This window comes from Pseudomonas sp. AC112 (genome assembly GCF_979253545.1).
The window spans coordinates 1,018,282-1,033,126 of the sequence record NZ_CEEDCM010000001.1; the positions used below are offsets into that span (position 1 = coordinate 1,018,282).

Here is a 14,845-nt window from a genome sequence, read left to right on the forward strand (position 1 = left end):
CAGGTTTTGCAGTGCCCTTTGCAGCGACGTTCTGTCACTGTTACCAAATCGGAAATGATGCATCTTGCGATTTGCGCTTTCTCTTGGCGCGCCTGCACTTTATCCTTGCCGCAACAAACTGAAACGTTTCACGTCTGCGGTCGACCCCATCTTGCCGAATTCTCCCCTTTTCAAAGACAGCGCTGTCTGACATCAACCTGCGCGTGGGGATAACTCGCCCGCCTGTGGATAACCCTGCTATCCCCAGAAAAACCGAATTAACGCTGAACCAAGCCCGCGCCGAATCGTCATCTACAGTGAAGCACGGGGTTACATAATTCCAACGTAACGGAGAAACACAACTATGAGCACTGACGGTGCCTCAACGCCAAGCCGCCTGCTGCCCAGGCTGCTCGGAGTCTTGCTGCTGATCATGGGCCTGGCCTTGCTGGCCGGGGGTATCAAGCTGACGATGCTCGGCGGGTCGCTGTACTACCTGCTGGCCGGTATCGGCATCACCCTGACCGGCATCCTGCTGCTGGCCACCCGCCGCGCCGCACTCGGCCTGTACGCACTGGTACTGTTCGCCAGTACGGTGTGGGCTTTGTGGGAAGTCGGCCTGGACTGGTGGCAGTTGGTGCCGCGCCTGGCACTGCTGTTCGCCCTGGGCATCGTCATGTTGCTCCCGTGGTTCCGCCGTCCGTTGCTGCGTGGCCAGCCGGCCCCGCTGGGCACTGGCGCGCTGAGCGTGGCCGTGGTGCTCGCCGGTGCTGCCGCCGTTGCCAGCCAATTCACCAACCCGGGTGAGATCAAAGGCCAACTGGACCGCGACGCGGTACCCGGCATGGCCAGTGCTGCACCGTCCCAGGCCGATGGCGACTGGAACTCCTACGGCCGTTCGGCCTTTGGTGATCGCTACTCGCCGCTGGCACAGATCACCCCGGAAAATGCCCACAAGCTGGTTCCGGCGTGGACCTTCCGTACCGGTGACATCCCTGGCCCGAACGACCCAGGTGAGACCACCGCAGAAAACACCCCGCTGAAAGTCAACGGCATGCTCTACGTGTGCACGCCGCACAGCCAAGTGATTGCGCTGGACCCGGACACCGGCAAGGAAATCTGGCGCTTCGATCCGAAGATCAGCAGCCAGGGTGCCGAGAACTTCAAGGGTTGGGCACACATGACCTGCCGTGGCGTGTCGTATCACGATGACGCGGCCTACGCTTCCGAGCAGAGCCCGACCGGCAGCGCCAGCCCCGCCGCTGCACCGAATGCCTGCCCGAAACGTATTTTCGTACCGACTGCCGACACCCGTCTGATCGCCCTCAACGCCGACACCGGCAAGATGTGTGAAGACTTCGGTGACAAAGGCCAAGTCGACCTGCGTGCCAATATCGGTAGCTTCGCCCCAGGCGGTTACTACTCCACGTCGCCACCGGCCGTAACCAAAAACCTGGTGGTCATCGGCGGCCACGTCACCGACAACGTGTCCACCGACGAGCCAAGCGGCGTAATCCGCGCGTTCGACGTGCACACCGGCAAGCTGGTGTGGAACTGGGACAGCGGCAACCCGGACGACACCACCCCGTTGGCCGAGGGCAAGACCTACACCCGCAACTCGCCAAACATGTGGTCCATGTTCGCCGTGGATGAAAAACTCGGCATGCTGTACCTGCCGATGGGCAACCAGATGCCCGACCAATACGGCGGCGACCGTACCGAAGACTCGGAAAAATACAGCGCCGGCCTGACCGCCCTGGACATCGACAGCGGCCATGTGAAGTGGACCTTCCAGTTCACCCACCATGACCTGTGGGACATGGACGTGGGCGGCCAGCCTTCGCTGATCGACATCAAGACCGCTGAGGGCGTGAAGCAAGCGGTCATGGCGTCGACCAAGCAAGGCAGCATCTACGTGCTGGACCGTGCCACCGGCCAACCCGTGGTGCCGATCCACGAAGTGGCGGTGCCGCAAGGTGCAGTCGCTGGCGACCACACGTCGCCGACCCAACCGAAGTCCGACCTGAACTTCATGCCGCCGCCGCTCAAAGAGCGCGACATGTGGGGCGTGACGCCGTTCGACCAGATGCTGTGCCGGATTGATTTCAAATCCATGCGCTACGACGGTGCTTTCACCCCGCCTTCGCTGCAAGGCTCGATCGTTTACCCAGGCAACTTCGGCGTGTTCGACTGGGGCGGCATTTCCGTCGACCCGGTTCGCCAGATTGCCTTCGTGAACCCAAGCTACATGGCGTTCAAATCGAAACTGATCCCGGCCGCCGACATCGCCAAGCAAGGTCCACGCGTCAGCGAAACCGAAGGCGTGCAGCCGAACAAAGGCGCGCCGTACGGTGTGATCCTCGAAGCCATGCTGTCGCCAATGGGCCTGCCGTGCCAGGCACCGGCGTGGGGTTACGTGGCGGCGGTCGACCTGACCACCCACAAGACCCTCTGGATGCACAAGAACGGCACCGTGCGTGACAGCTCGCCGGTTCCAATCCCACTGACCATGGGCGTGCCTAGCCTGGGCGGCACCTTCACCACCGCCGGTGGCGTGTCGTTCCTCAGCGGTACTCTCGACCAGTACCTGCGTGCCTACGACGTGAAAAACGGCAAGCAACTGTGGGAAGGCCGCCTGCCTGCAGGCGCGCAAACCACCCCGATGACCTACACCGGCAAGGACGGCAAGCAGTACGTGCTGGTCATGGCCGGCGGTCACGGTTCCCTGGGTACCAAACAGGGTGACTACGTGATGGCGTTCAAACTGCCGGATTAAGATCGACTGGCAGCAAAACAAAGGCGGCTACCCTCACAGGTAGCCGCCTTTTTCATACCCGTAGGAGCCGGCTTGCCGGCGATGGCGTCCAAACACTCACCGCAACACTCAAGGCCGCTATCGCCGGCAAGCCGGCTCCTACCAGTGAGGGGGTTAGACGGGGGAGTGTTCGCGGCGCATCCACATTTCGAACGCCATCGCATTCAACGGCCGGCTGATGAGGTAGCCCTGGGCGGTGTCGCAATTCCACTGTTTGAGCAGCTTGAGGCTGGGGGCAAATTCGACGCCTTCGGCCACCACCTTGAGCCCCAGGTTGTGGCTCATCTCAATCGTGGAACGCACGATCACCCCGTCACTGCTGGTGCTGTTGAGGTTACGCACGAAAGACTGATCGATCTTCAACTCCTGCACCGGCAAACGCTGCAATTGCGCGAGCGAGGAATAGCCGGTGCCGAAGTCATCCACCGACAGGCTGATGCCACAGTCGCGCAGTTGCTCCAGCACGCTGAGCGCCTGTTGCGGGTTGTGCATGATGGCGCTTTCGGTGATCTCGAAGATCAGTTGCTCGGCCTCCACCTGATACTGCATCAACAGCGCGGTGACGCGGATCGCCAGGTCATCATCGGCCAGGTCGTCCACCGAGATATTCACCGACAGCTGGATCAGCATGCCGCGCTGCGCCCACTCGGCGATCTGGCGGATGGCTTCCTCGATCACCCACAGGGTCAGGCTGCTCATGCTGCCGGTGCGTTCGGCCAGCGGGATGAATTCGGCCGGCGACACCTGGCCCAGGGTCGGGTGCTGCCAGCGCAACAGGGCTTCGGCCTGGCGGACATGGCCGTGCTTGAGGTCGAGTTTGGGCTGGTAGCACAGGAACAACTCGCCCTCGATGGCGGCACGCCGCAAGTCACGGATAAGCGTGATCTGGCGTTGATGGGCGAGGTCGCGGTCCTGCTGGTAGATCTGCAAATGCCCCGGCAGGCTCGCGGCGTCATGCCGGGCGATGGCTGCGCGGCTGATCAACTCTTCCACCTGTTGACCGTCGGCGGGGTAAGCAGCGATGCCGATGCTGACTTCGTGGCGCAGTTCATCATTGCCGATGCGCTGGGGCTCGGTGAGCAGTGCGTAGAGGCGGTCGGCGCGGGCCACGGCGCGGTCGATCTCGGTGTTCTCCAGCAACAACAGGAACTCGCTGCCGGTGATGCGCGCCGCCGTGTCGCTGGCCAACAGGCTCATCGACAAGCAGCGACTGGCTTCGCGCAACATTTCTTCCACGCCCTGGGGGCCAAAACCTTCGTTGATCACCCGGTAATTCTCGATCCCCAGGTACAGCAACACCACCGGCCGCCGCGCACTGATCGCACTGCCCAGGCGCTCCATGGCCAGGGCACGATTGGGCAGGCCGGTGAGCGGGTCGTGCAGCGCGTTGTGGGCCAATTGCCGCTCGCGCACGGCGATGCCGCTTTGCATGGCGTTGAACGCGCGGGCCAGCAGCCCGAACTCATCATGGCTGCGCACCCGCACCGGCGTGCGGTAGTCGCCGGCACCAATACGCTCGGCCGCCTGCACCAGGGCATTGAGCGGGCGCGACACCCGCCGCGCCAGGAACAACGCACCGGCCAGCGACACCAGCAGCACCGCCAGGGCGATCCCGAGGAACTGCCGGTCCAGCGGCGCGAAGGATTCCAGGGCGTGATCAAGCGGACTTTGCAGCAGCACCCGCACATCATCGCCATCGCCGGTATTGGCCAGCGGCAACACCCGGCTGAGCACACGTTGGCCATAGAACAGGTGGATCTTTGGTTCGGGGTCGACGTGCCCTTCGCGCAACAGGCCGAGCGTGGCGGCCTGGTAGGCATCCGGCTGTGTACTGAACAGCGGGCCGGGCTTGCCGTTTTGCACGCTGAGGAACGACACCTCCAGGTTGCTCATGGAGCGCAGTTCATTGGCGAACAGTTTGTCCATGGGAAAGCCCATGACGACACGGGCGATGGGCAGCGGGTTGAGCACTTCGTCTTGCACCAGCAGATAGGGGCGCCCGTCCATGGCCACGATCAGCATTTGCAACCCCGTGCGCCGCGCGTGGCGCAGGGCATCGTCGTAGGGGAAGAACTGACCGCGCGTGAGGATGGGCAAGGTGCTGACCATGACCTTGCCATCCAGGCCCAGTACAAACACTTCGCTGGAGCGGATACCCGTGCCATGGCGACGCAGGGCGGCGAGGATCGGCACGGTCTTGCCTTCGACCACGGCCTGTTTGAAGGGGAGGTCGGCGGTCAGCCAGTCCAGGCCGTATTGCAGGCGACGTCCGCGCAGGTCGAGCAGGCGTTCGAACACTTGGCTGCCGGTTTTGAGTTGGAATTGCGCCTGGTTTTCAACGGCGCGGGAGGTGGCGGTCTTGACGGCGAAATAGGTGGCGGCGACGACGACCAGCAGCAACAGCGCGAGCACCCCCGCGATACGGGTTTGGAACGTGTGGCGCCACCTCATTGCAGTGCCCTCTGGCGGCGTTCGCCTCTCTCTGCCACTGCGTCCTTTTGTCATGTGCATTCCTTGCGACAGCTGACCTGGCGTCAAAAAAACATCAATTTTAATGGAGTATTGGGTTTGAGGAGATTAGCTGGGAGTGGGGTTAAGTGCACCCAATAAAACCGGGGAATTTGGTGGTGGTTTTTTGGCGACAGAGGGTTGGCTTGGTGGATGGTTGGATCAAAAGCAGGTAGGTGTTAGAGCTGGCTCGCCAGCGATGCCGGCGATTCGGTACATCAGGCCCACCCAGGTGATGCCATCGCCGGCAGCCGGCTCCTACACGTTGGCCGAGATCGGCGTTCAATATCGGTCGGCTACAAGGCCGCCGCGTTTGCTTTTGATTTTGATCTTAGGCGGCCGAACGCAGCAACGGAATGTACTCAATCAAACACAGCGAGCCCGCATGAAATCCCCCCACCGCCGCACCAAATAATTATGCTCATCCATCACCGAATTCCACACCGCAATATGCCCCATACGCTGCTCATAAGACCCCCCATCCCGCACTTCTCCCACATCAATCAACGGCAACCCATCACTGCCCAACAACTCCTCCCGCGCCGGCTTGCCCGCGTACCAGTAATCCCACTCCGCACTGCTCAGGTGGTCTCGGCTACGCGCCGGGTTGCCAATGTAATACCCCTGCCGCGCCATCACCGCCCCCGGCCAACCGGACAGCCACCAATTCAGATACGCATAGGCCGCATCCAGCACCGGCCCCTTAGCATGCCGCGACAACGACAACCCACCAAACCACGCCCGATAGCCCTCGCGCGGCACCGCCAGGCGGTATTTCACCCCGGCGCGATGCAGGCGCATCAAGGTCGGTGACCACAGGCTCTGGATATCGATACTCGGGCTCAGCATCAACTGCGCCGCCTCTTCATCATCGGACCAGAACGCTGCGAAGTGCCCTTCTTTCTGTTTACGCACCAGGATGTCAGCGAGTACATCGATCTCTTCGATGCTCATGTTGCCGATGTCCCTGAAGCTGGCCAGCCCAGCACCCTGCACCGCCAGCGCGGCATCCAGGGCGCCGATGGCGGCGTCGCTCTGCAAGGCGGTGCGCGCACGCCACGCGGGGTCGAGCAGCCAGCCCCAGCTTTCGTTGCCGTGGCAAAAACCTTCGGGCAGGCGCTCGGGGCGATAGGCGAAGCTGTCGGCGTTGTGGGTCAGGGGCAGCATGCTGATGCGCTCGGTGACCGTGCTGCCGAGGCTGCCATCGTGCTGCACGAACAGTCGCTCGCTGGGCACGCTGCCGCTGCCCAGGCGGTCGTCGGCCGACAGGCGCCCGCGCTTGGGCAGGTCATTGATTTCGTGCCACAGCGCGATGCGCCGCGTGTCGATGGGCTGGATCGCCCGAGCCGGCCACACGAAGTCAACGTTATGAAACCACTGGTCGTACAGGTCATAGCTCTCGGGCTGCATCACCGCGATACGCTGGGCCTGCTCGACGTCGTGCACCTGGTACACGAGGCGAATGCCCAGCTCCTGTTCGGCGCGTACACGCAGGCATTCGAGCAGGGTGACGGAGGTGCCGAGGACGCGAAGAGTGATCATGCTGCGAACCGCCGTGAGAACACCTCGAAGGACCGCCGCAACAGTGCGGGGTCGAGGCCGCGCAGGATAAACACCAGGCGCGATTGGCGGTCACTGCCCGGCCACGCCGGCAAATGGACCGGCGCATGCAGGCAATGCTGCACACCATGAATGACGATAGGGGCGTTACTGGCGTTCACGTTGAGCAGCCCTTTGACACGAAGGATTCGTTCGCCGTGGCATCTTAACAGCATCGACAACCACACCCCGAACCCCACCCAATCCAGCGGCTGGTCAAACGTCAGGCTGCACACTTGCGCAGCACCGTGGGTGGCCGTGGTGGTTTGATGCAGCTGCCAGCGGCTGACTTCCATGGCGGGTTCGGCACTGCGCAGGCCTTCGCCCAGCAGCAGTTGGTCGCCGCTGTGGATGTCATGGGTATCGAGGATCGGCGTGCCGGCATTGAGCGCTTGCAGATGTGCGCGCAGTGCAGCGCAGTCACCCGCCAGATCAGTCTTGCTCAGCAGCAAGCGGTCCGCCGCAGCCACCTGGGCCAGCCATTCGGGGTGCAGGCGTTCTTGAAGGGTGGCGTGGCTGGCGTCGACCAGGGTGATCACCAGGCCGATATGGAAACGCCCGCGCAGTTGCACGTCGTTGTTCAGGGTAGCGAGGATCGGCGCCGGATCGGCCAGACCGGTGGTTTCCAGGATCACCCGTTTGAAGGCCGGGATTTCACCGCGCTCACGGCGTTGCAACAGCCCCAGAAGCGCGTCTTTCAACTCGCCACGGATCGAACAGCACACGCAACCGCTGGGCAGCAGCACGGTGTCCGGCGCCACTTCTTCCACCAGCAGGTGGTCGATGCCGACATCACCGAATTCATTGATCAGCAACGCAGTGTCGCCCAGGCTTTCGCCTTGCAGCAGGCGCTTGAGCAAAGTGGTTTTGCCGCTGCCGAGGAAGCCGGTGATCACATTCAGAGCCATGCTCATTGTCTACTACCTCAATGATGCCCCTGTAGGAGCCCGGCTTGCCGGCGATGGCGTCCTTCAGAATGCCATCGCCGGCAAGCCGGGCTCCTACAAGTCCAGGTGATCCAGCAAGTGGGGGTCGAGGGGGTCCAGCGGACGACCGAGCATGATCTCGGCGGCCTGCCAGAGTTGATCCAGGCCGTTGGCCAATGCCTGTTTACCGGTGGCGCCCAACAGCAGGTAGGACGCACCCTGGAAGTCTTCGACCTTGAGCCGGAACACCGCCAGCACCTGGTTGATCGCCGCGATCCGGCGCAGGCGTTCGCGGCGTCGGGGCAGTTCGTCGCCCAGGGGGTCGCTCCAGTGCAAGTCCTCGCCAAGCAATCCGCAGAGTCCGCACATGGCTACACCTCACTCATGGCATGACGTCGCCGGAGTTCGGGCCCAGGGTCTGGCCGACAAACAGGTTGCCCCCCGGCTCGCTGGCCAGCAGCACGGCGGTGGGCGCGACTTCGTCCGCCAGGCCGAAACGGCCCAGGGGCAGCTCCTTGGCCTTGGCGCGTTTCCAGTCGTCGCTGATACCGCCTACCAACGGCGTCTCGATAGGGCCTGGGGCAATAGCATTGACCAGCACGTTGTCCTTGGCCACTTCGAGGGCCAGGGACTTGGTGAAACCGATCACCCCGGCCTTGGCGGCGGCGTAATGGGTGAGTTCGGCACCGCCCTTGATACCCAACTGCGAAGCGACGTTGATGATCCGCCCCCAGCGCTGCGCGAGCATATGCGGCAAGGCACGCTGGCTGGCGACAAAGACGCTGGTGAGGTCGACTCGCAGCATGTCATTCCACATTTCAATGGACAGGTCGACGCAGCGCGCCTGGGTGAGCATGCCGGCATTGTTGACGAGGATATCGATGCCGCCGAACTGCTCGACGCAGCGGTCGACACTGGCCTGGGCGCCCTCGACGGTGCCCACATCGGCCAGGCATTCGACGACCTCGGCGCCAAGGTTGCGGCAGGTGATCGCGGTTTCGGCGAGGCTGGCCGCGTTGCGGTCGGCCAGCAGCAGGCGCGCGCCTGCTGCGGCGTAGGCGCAGGCGATGGCGGCACCGATGCCGCTGCCGGCGCCGGTGATCACGGCGCGGCGATTAACGAGTTGAGACATGTAAATTCTCCTGAATCAAACAGGTCCAATGTGGGAGCGGGCTTGCTCGCGAATGAGGTGGGTCAGTCACAATAGATTTATCTGACCCAACGCTTTCGCGAGCAAGCCCGCTCCCACATTTGGATCAAGTACACCCGTTAGTCCGGCCAGCGTACGGTCAGGCCGCCGTCGATGACGATGCTCTGTCCAGTCAAATAGCTCGATGCCTCACTGGTCAGGAACTGCACCAGCGACGCCACTTCATCCGCCCGCCCTACCCGGCCCAAGGGGATAGCCCGCGCCGCTCTCGCCAAGCCTTCCGGGCCCAGGGAGTTCTTTGCATCCAGCGACTGTGGCGTCTCGATCAACCCCGGGATCACCGCATTGCAACGAATCCCCAGTGGCGCCAACTCCACCGCCAGCGACCGGCACAACCCCGGTACACCCGCCTTGGCCGCCGCGTAATGGCTGTGTTCCTGCCAGCCATACACACCACCGGCAATCGATGAAATTGCCACCAGCGCACCGCCTTCGCTCATGTGTCGGGTCGCCGCGCGGAAGGTGCGCATCACCCCCGTGAGGTCGACATTGAGCATCTCATCCCACAGCGCGTCGGTCATCTCCAGCAAGGGTGCGCGGCGCAGCAAACCGGCGTTGGCCACTGCGTAATCCAGCCGGCCAAAATGCTGAATAGCTTGTTCGGCCAGGGCGTCCACCGAGGCGGTGTTGCCCACGTCCAACGGCAGCATCAGGCATTCGCCGCCGGCTTCTTCCACCCGGCTGACGGTGGCGTGCGGGTCATGGGGATCGGCCGGGAAATACCCGCCCACCACCGCCACGCCAACACGGGCATAGGCCACGGCGAGGGCTTGGCCGATGCCACTGGCGGCACCGGTAATCAACGCAACTTTACGGCTCATCGATCACTCCTTACTGAACGGTTTCCGGACGCACATGGCGTGCTGCAAACATCAACGCGCCAGACAGGAAGCACGGCAGCGCGCCGAACCACAGCGCGGCGGTCTGCCAGTCGCTGCCGGCGGACAACACTTGGGTCGCACCAAAGCCTGCGACCACCGCACCAATGGGGCCCATGGCATGGATGATCGCGCCGCCGGTGGCGCGGATGCTGGTGGGGAAGCTTTCGCTGATAAAGAACAGCGCCGCCGAGTACGGCCCGATCAGGAAGAACAGGCCCAGGCTGTACAGCCCGACCACCATCGGCATATTGCTGGGGCCAAACAGCATCCCGGCGAACGACAGGCCGCCGAGCATCCAGCCCAGGCCGATCACGTTGCGGCGGCCGATCTTGTCGCCCATCCAACCGTGGCTGAGGTAACCGCAGTAACCCACCAGGTTCGACAGCACGAGGATGATCAGCGAGTTTTCGAACGAGATGTGGTGCACGCTGACGATCACCGAAGTCCCCAGCACGCTGAATACTTGGATCGCGGCCCAGTTGAGCAACAGTGCCGCGCCGATCACCAGGGTGGCGCGCCGCGCCGGGCCACGGAATGCCGCTTTCAGGCCGGCCTTGCTGTGTTCGTCGTAGTCCACGCCGTAGGTCACGGCGACGTTCTGCGCTTCCTTCACCGCGCCGCTTTTACGCAGCTCGCTGATGCGCTGGTGGATCTGGAACTGCGGGCTCTCCTTGAGCTTGCGCGCCATGATCGCAATCACCACTGCCGGGATGGCGGCAAAGATGAAGCACCCCTGCCAGCCGATGATCGGCAGCAACAGCGCGGTCAACCCGGCAGCGATCAACGCACCGACCGGCCAGCCACCCTGCACCAGGCTGTAGATAAACCCACGGCGCTTGGTCAGGCGCGGGTCTTCCGAGGCGCCGTACAGCTCGCTCAAGTAAGTGGCGTTGACGGTTTCCTCGGCGTAGCCCAGGCCGCCCAGCGAACGGATCAAGATCAGCGGCGACTTGCCCCACGCGCCACCTATCGCCGTCAGCGCCGAGCACAGCGCGGAACCGGCCACGGTGAAAATAATGCCTTTGCGCCGCCCCAATTTATCGACGACGGGGCCAATGGCAAAGGCGACCACCGCCGTACCCACCGCCACCCAGGTCGCGATTTCAGCTTGCTCCACTTCACCCCAGCCAAAGTGCCGGCCAATCTCCGGCAGCAAGGTGCCGAAGAGGATGAAGTCATACACCGCAAACACCCAGGCGAAAAACGCGATCCAAGTGGCGAAACGCACCTCCTTGGACGTCAGTTGCCGGGGTTTCCAACCAGTCAGGTCAAGCTTGTTGTAGATGGACATGGGTCGCGCCTCAGGGGGGCTGTGTTTTAAGGGTCAGGTACGGGGTTGGCGGCGGATGAAGTCGTCGGCGATTTCGTCGAAGGTGACGAAGCGCACGCCGGCATGGCTCTGGATGTGTTCGATCAGGCGCTCCAGCATCAGCAGCACTTGCGGGCGGCCGGAGACGTCGGGGTGGATGGTCATGGTGAACACCGCGTGTTCGTGTTCGCGGTAGACCCAGTCGAACTGGTCTCGCCACATTTCTTCGAGGTGACGCGGGTTGACGAAGCCATGGCTATTGGGGGCTTTCTTGATGAACATCATCGGCGGCAGGTCGTCGAGGTACCAGTTGGCCGGGATCTCCACCAGGTCAGTTTCTTCGCCACGCACCAGGGGTTTCATCCAGGTGTCGGGGTGCTGGCTGTAGTCGATCTTGGTCCAGCTATCGCCCTTGCGCACGTAGTAGGGGTGGAAGTCGTTGTGCATCAGGCTGTGGTCGTACTTGATGCCCTTTTTCAGCAGCAGTTCGTTGGTGACCTTGCTGAACTCCCACCACGGCGCCACGTAACCCGTCGGGCGTTTGCCGGTGACCTGGGTGATCAGCTCGATGGATTTATCCAGGACGATTTCTTCCTGCTCGGCGGTCATGGCGATGGGGTTTTCGTGGCTGTAGCCGTGCACACCAATTTCGTGACCGGCGTCGGCCACGGCCTTCATCTGCTCGGGGAAGGTTTCCATCGAGTGGCCGGGGATAAACCAGGTGGTGCGCAGGCCGTAGCGTTCGAACAACTTGAGCAGGCGTGGCGCGCCGATTTCACCGGCGAACAGGCCACGGGAGATGTCGTCCGGCGAATCTTCGCCGCCGTAGGAACCGAGCCAGCCGGCGACGGCGTCAACGTCGACGCCAAATGCACAGAGGATATCTTTAGCCATGGTGTGTCTCCTTAAACGTTAAGTACGGTTTCGACGGACAACGCTGCGCGCAGCAGGCGTGCGTCTTCCCCCGTCGGGGCGCTGAGCAGCAACCCGGTGGGCAGGCCCTGGGCATCGCGGCCGCTGGGCAGGTTTACGCCGGGCATGTCGAGCAGACTGCCGGGCATGGTCAGGCGCAGGGTGGCGAGGTTGGTGTTGACGAACAGGTCGTCGTCGCCTGCCAGAGGCGCCAATGGGGGCGCGACGTGGGCGACGGTGGGGGTAATGAGGATGGCGCCGTCGAGGTCGTCGACCAGTTGCTGTTGCAGGCGGCGACGCGCATCGGTCAGGTGGATGAGTTGGCTGGCTGGCAGTGAACGCGCAGTCTCGAGGCGGCGGCGCACGCGCGGGTCGAGCAGCTCGGCGTCGGGGCTGTCGAGCAGCGCTTCGTGCAGGGCGAAGGCTTCAAAGGCGCCGAGCCAACCGTGGTGTTTGATCAGGTCCAGGGTCGCCTGGAACGTCGGGCATTCGCGTTCTTCGACCAGCGCGCCCTGTGCCTTGAGTTGCTCCACCGCGCGCAGCAAGTTGTTGCGCACAGCGGGTTCAACGTCCTGTTGCGCCAACACAAAGCGCTGGCCCTTGAGGCTGCGGGCCGTGTGGGTTTGAGTGCGGCCATGCAACAGGTCGTCGATGGCCAGTGCATCGCGCACGCTGCGGGTCAACGGGCCAAGGCTGTCGAGGGTGTGGGCCAGGGGGAAAACCCCGTCGCGGCTGTAGCGTCGGCTGCTGCTGCGGTAACCCACCAGGCCATTGAACGCCGACGGGATACGGATGGAACCGGCCGTGTCGGTGCCCATGGCGATAGGCACGATGCCGGCAGCGACGGCGACCGCCGAGCCGGACGACGAACCGCCCGGAATACGCGGTTGGTCAGTGCCATGGGGATTGTGCGGCGTGCCGAAATGCGGGTTCAACCCCAAGCCGGAATAGGCCAGTTCGCTGAGGTTGGTCTTGCCGACGCTGACCATCCCGGCGCGGCACAACAGGCCGACAGTGGGGGCATCGAGCAAGGCGGCGGGCGCGTTGCGGCGGTAGGCGGCGCCCGCCGTGGTGACGCTGCCGGCCACATCAAACAAGTCCTTCCAGGCCAACGGCACGCCATCGAACATGCTCAATGGCTGGCCGGCGCGCCAACGGGCGGCGGCGGCTTCGGCTTCACGGCGGGCGCGTTCGCCTGTCAGGCTGATAAAGACGGCAGGCACCTGACTGGCCTTCTCGAGTGCCTGTTCGAGGGCTTGCACCGGGTCGCTGCGACCGCTGGCGAAATCCTCGGCCATTGAAGTGGCGTCTGACATCAGAATGACCCTCACAAAATGTACATATTAATAAAATGTACATTTTACAAAGGCAGCTTTCGTGCCAGTCTCAGCCGGGAGGTTGTTTCGCGAAGAGGGAATCTCGCCTAGAGCATCGGGATAGATAGCATTAACGAGTCGTAAAAATGGTTGCAGGTAAGCGGAAAAGCACCTTCAATGAAATAATGTATCTTTTATTAATAAGTACATTTTGGTGCAGAAAAGTAACATTCCTACCTACAAGGCCCCAAAAAAGTGCCAGCGACGTGGCGCAGAGTGACAGGCGCAACTTATGAGAGAATCCCCGGCCACCGTCCTACAGCCTCCAGAGAAAGTGATGAAAGCAGTGTCCGCCTCGGCCTCCCGTTACGCGATGATTCATCAGGTGTTGCGTGACGCGATCGTCAACGGGACTGCGCGCCACGGCCTGGTCTTGCTGGAAGCACCGCTGGCCGAATTGTTCGGCACCAGCCGCGTACCGGTGCGCAAGGCCTTGGACCTGCTGCACGCAGAGGGCCTGATCTGCCGCTTCAACGGCCGGGGTTACTTGATCAACCCCGAAGGCCTGGCGATGGAGCCACTGCGCCTGCCCTTGAGCCACGCGCACCTGGGCCTTAACGGTGAAGATGAGCTGGTGGACACGCGACCGCTGGGCGAACGCATTGTTGAAGAGATCGGCGCGGCGTTGTCCACCTGTATTGCTTTCGGCCATTACCGCCTGGATGAGCAAGCTGCTGCCGACCACTATGGCGTCAGCCGCGCCGTGGTGCGCGAAGCGCTGATGCGCCTGCGCGACCGTGGCCTGGTGGAAAAGGAGCCCTACTCCCAATGGCTGGCGGGGCCGTTGACTGCACGAGAAGTCACCGAAGACTACGAACTGCGCGCCTGCCTGGAGCCCGAAGCCCTGCGCCAAAGTGCCCCCCACCTCGACCGCGAACTGCTGGAAGCCATGCTGCAGCGCGTGCTGGATGCCCAGGAGAGCACCCATTGCAGCCTGGAGGCCATCGAACAGATCGAGGAAGACTTGCACCAGCGCTGCCTGGCCGGCCTGCAGAACCGCAAGATCGCTGCGTTGATTCGCCAGGGCCAGAGCCCGATGATCATCAGCCGGATTTTCTACCGTTTGCTGGGGATCGGTGCTGATCCGGCCATGCTGGCTGAACATCGCTTGATTCTGGAGCTGTTGCTGCATGGCGCGGTGGACGCGGCGGCGCTGAACCTGCGCGAGCACCTGCAGCGGGCTCGGCAGCGGATGTTGCAGCGCTTGAAGGTGCTCTCAGTGCTGCCCGAACAGCCCCTGCCCGCCTACCTGCACAAAATCAGCTGACCGCACATTGGTCCTGCGGCGTAGTCGAGAATTTCATGCAATATGTTGCTATCTCGCCGCGAC

11 protein-coding genes are annotated in these 14,845 nt (G+C 63.0%); 2 read left to right on the top strand and 9 right to left on the bottom strand.

Annotated features, from left to right (window positions below; genetic code table 11):
- Nucleotides 1-343: 343 nt before the first annotated feature.
- Entirely contained in the window at nucleotides 344-2,755 is a 2,412-nt protein-coding gene (locus tag AC0IYN_RS04840) for a glucose/quinate/shikimate family membrane-bound PQQ-dependent dehydrogenase (RefSeq protein ID WP_406598599.1), read from the top strand.
- A gap of 153 nt (nucleotides 2,756-2,908) precedes the next feature.
- On the opposite strand, the gene AC0IYN_RS04845 is transcribed toward AC0IYN_RS04840, so the two are convergent.
- From AC0IYN_RS04845 to AC0IYN_RS04885, 9 genes are all read right to left on the bottom strand, one after another.
- On the bottom strand, nucleotides 2,909-5,245 hold the full coding sequence (locus AC0IYN_RS04845) for a putative bifunctional diguanylate cyclase/phosphodiesterase (protein WP_471840687.1): 2,337 nt from the start codon (nucleotides 5,243-5,245) through the stop codon (nucleotides 2,909-2,911).
- Nucleotides 5,246-5,668: 423 nt separating this feature from the next.
- Nucleotides 5,669-6,844 (bottom strand): ABC transporter substrate-binding protein, encoded by a 1,176-nt coding sequence (locus AC0IYN_RS04850; RefSeq protein WP_214496575.1) that lies wholly within the window; start codon nucleotides 6,842-6,844, stop codon nucleotides 5,669-5,671.
- The gene (locus tag AC0IYN_RS04855) at nucleotides 6,841-7,815 is read right to left on the bottom strand and encodes a CobW family GTP-binding protein (RefSeq protein ID WP_471840689.1); all 975 of its coding nucleotides are present in this window, start codon (nucleotides 7,813-7,815) and stop codon (nucleotides 6,841-6,843) included. Before AC0IYN_RS04855 ends, AC0IYN_RS04850 begins: the two co-directional genes overlap by 4 nt.
- 87 nt (nucleotides 7,816-7,902) lie before the next feature.
- Nucleotides 7,903-8,196, bottom strand: a complete 294-nt coding sequence (locus AC0IYN_RS04860; RefSeq protein WP_457240397.1) for a hypothetical protein — start codon at nucleotides 8,194-8,196, stop codon at nucleotides 7,903-7,905.
- A 13-nt stretch (nucleotides 8,197-8,209) separates the two neighbouring features.
- Complete coding sequence (locus AC0IYN_RS04865; protein ID WP_457240398.1) at nucleotides 8,210-8,959, bottom strand: SDR family NAD(P)-dependent oxidoreductase; 750 nt, start codon at nucleotides 8,957-8,959, stop codon at nucleotides 8,210-8,212.
- 137 nt (nucleotides 8,960-9,096) lie between these two features.
- Nucleotides 9,097-9,858, bottom strand: coding sequence for an SDR family NAD(P)-dependent oxidoreductase (locus AC0IYN_RS04870; protein ID WP_471840692.1), 762 nt, complete (start codon nucleotides 9,856-9,858; stop codon nucleotides 9,097-9,099).
- Between the two features lie 10 nt (nucleotides 9,859-9,868).
- Nucleotides 9,869-11,209: an MFS transporter gene (locus tag AC0IYN_RS04875; RefSeq protein ID WP_099494135.1), complete on the bottom strand. Its 1,341-nt coding sequence runs from the start codon at nucleotides 11,207-11,209 to the stop codon at nucleotides 9,869-9,871.
- A 33-nt stretch (nucleotides 11,210-11,242) separates the two neighbouring features.
- Nucleotides 11,243-12,121 (bottom strand): polysaccharide deacetylase family protein, encoded by an 879-nt coding sequence (locus AC0IYN_RS04880; protein ID WP_003234086.1) that lies wholly within the window; start codon nucleotides 12,119-12,121, stop codon nucleotides 11,243-11,245.
- 11 nt (nucleotides 12,122-12,132) lie between these two features.
- The gene (locus tag AC0IYN_RS04885; protein WP_471840694.1) at nucleotides 12,133-13,455 is read right to left on the bottom strand and encodes an amidase; all 1,323 of its coding nucleotides are present in this window, start codon (nucleotides 13,453-13,455) and stop codon (nucleotides 12,133-12,135) included.
- Nucleotides 13,456-13,792: 337 nt separating this feature from the next.
- Here AC0IYN_RS04885 and AC0IYN_RS04890 point away from each other — a divergent pair, with 337 nt between their 5' ends.
- Nucleotides 13,793-14,782: a GntR family transcriptional regulator gene (locus tag AC0IYN_RS04890; protein ID WP_471840696.1), complete on the top strand. Its 990-nt coding sequence runs from the start codon at nucleotides 13,793-13,795 to the stop codon at nucleotides 14,780-14,782.
- Nucleotides 14,783-14,845: the final 63 nt, after the last annotated feature.

Bases quoted from the DNA above. Each gene is read 5' to 3' on its own strand.
- AC0IYN_RS04890 (WP_471840696.1), top strand. From the start codon at position 13,793: ATGAAAGCAGTGTCCGCCTCGGCCTCCCGTTACGCGATGATTCATCAG.
- AC0IYN_RS04865 (WP_457240398.1), bottom strand. From the start codon at position 8,959: ATGTCTCAACTCGTTAATCGCCGCGCCGTGATCACCGGCGCCGGCAGC.
- AC0IYN_RS04875 (WP_099494135.1), bottom strand. From the start codon at position 11,209: ATGTCCATCTACAACAAGCTTGACCTGACTGGTTGGAAACCCCGGCAA.
- AC0IYN_RS04885 (WP_471840694.1), bottom strand. From the start codon at position 13,455: ATGTCAGACGCCACTTCAATGGCCGAGGATTTCGCCAGCGGTCGCAGC.
- AC0IYN_RS04870 (WP_471840692.1), bottom strand. From the start codon at position 9,858: ATGAGCCGTAAAGTTGCGTTGATTACCGGTGCCGCCAGTGGCATCGGC.
- AC0IYN_RS04880 (WP_003234086.1), bottom strand. From the start codon at position 12,121: ATGGCTAAAGATATCCTCTGTGCATTTGGCGTCGACGTTGACGCCGTC.
- AC0IYN_RS04850 (WP_214496575.1), bottom strand. From the start codon at position 6,844: ATGATCACTCTTCGCGTCCTCGGCACCTCCGTCACCCTGCTCGAATGC.
- AC0IYN_RS04860 (WP_457240397.1), bottom strand. From the start codon at position 8,196: ATGTGCGGACTCTGCGGATTGCTTGGCGAGGACTTGCACTGGAGCGAC.
- AC0IYN_RS04845 (WP_471840687.1), bottom strand. From the start codon at position 5,245: ATGAGGTGGCGCCACACGTTCCAAACCCGTATCGCGGGGGTGCTCGCG.
- AC0IYN_RS04855 (WP_471840689.1), bottom strand. From the start codon at position 7,815: ATGAGCATGGCTCTGAATGTGATCACCGGCTTCCTCGGCAGCGGCAAA.
- AC0IYN_RS04840 (WP_406598599.1), top strand. From the start codon at position 344: ATGAGCACTGACGGTGCCTCAACGCCAAGCCGCCTGCTGCCCAGGCTG.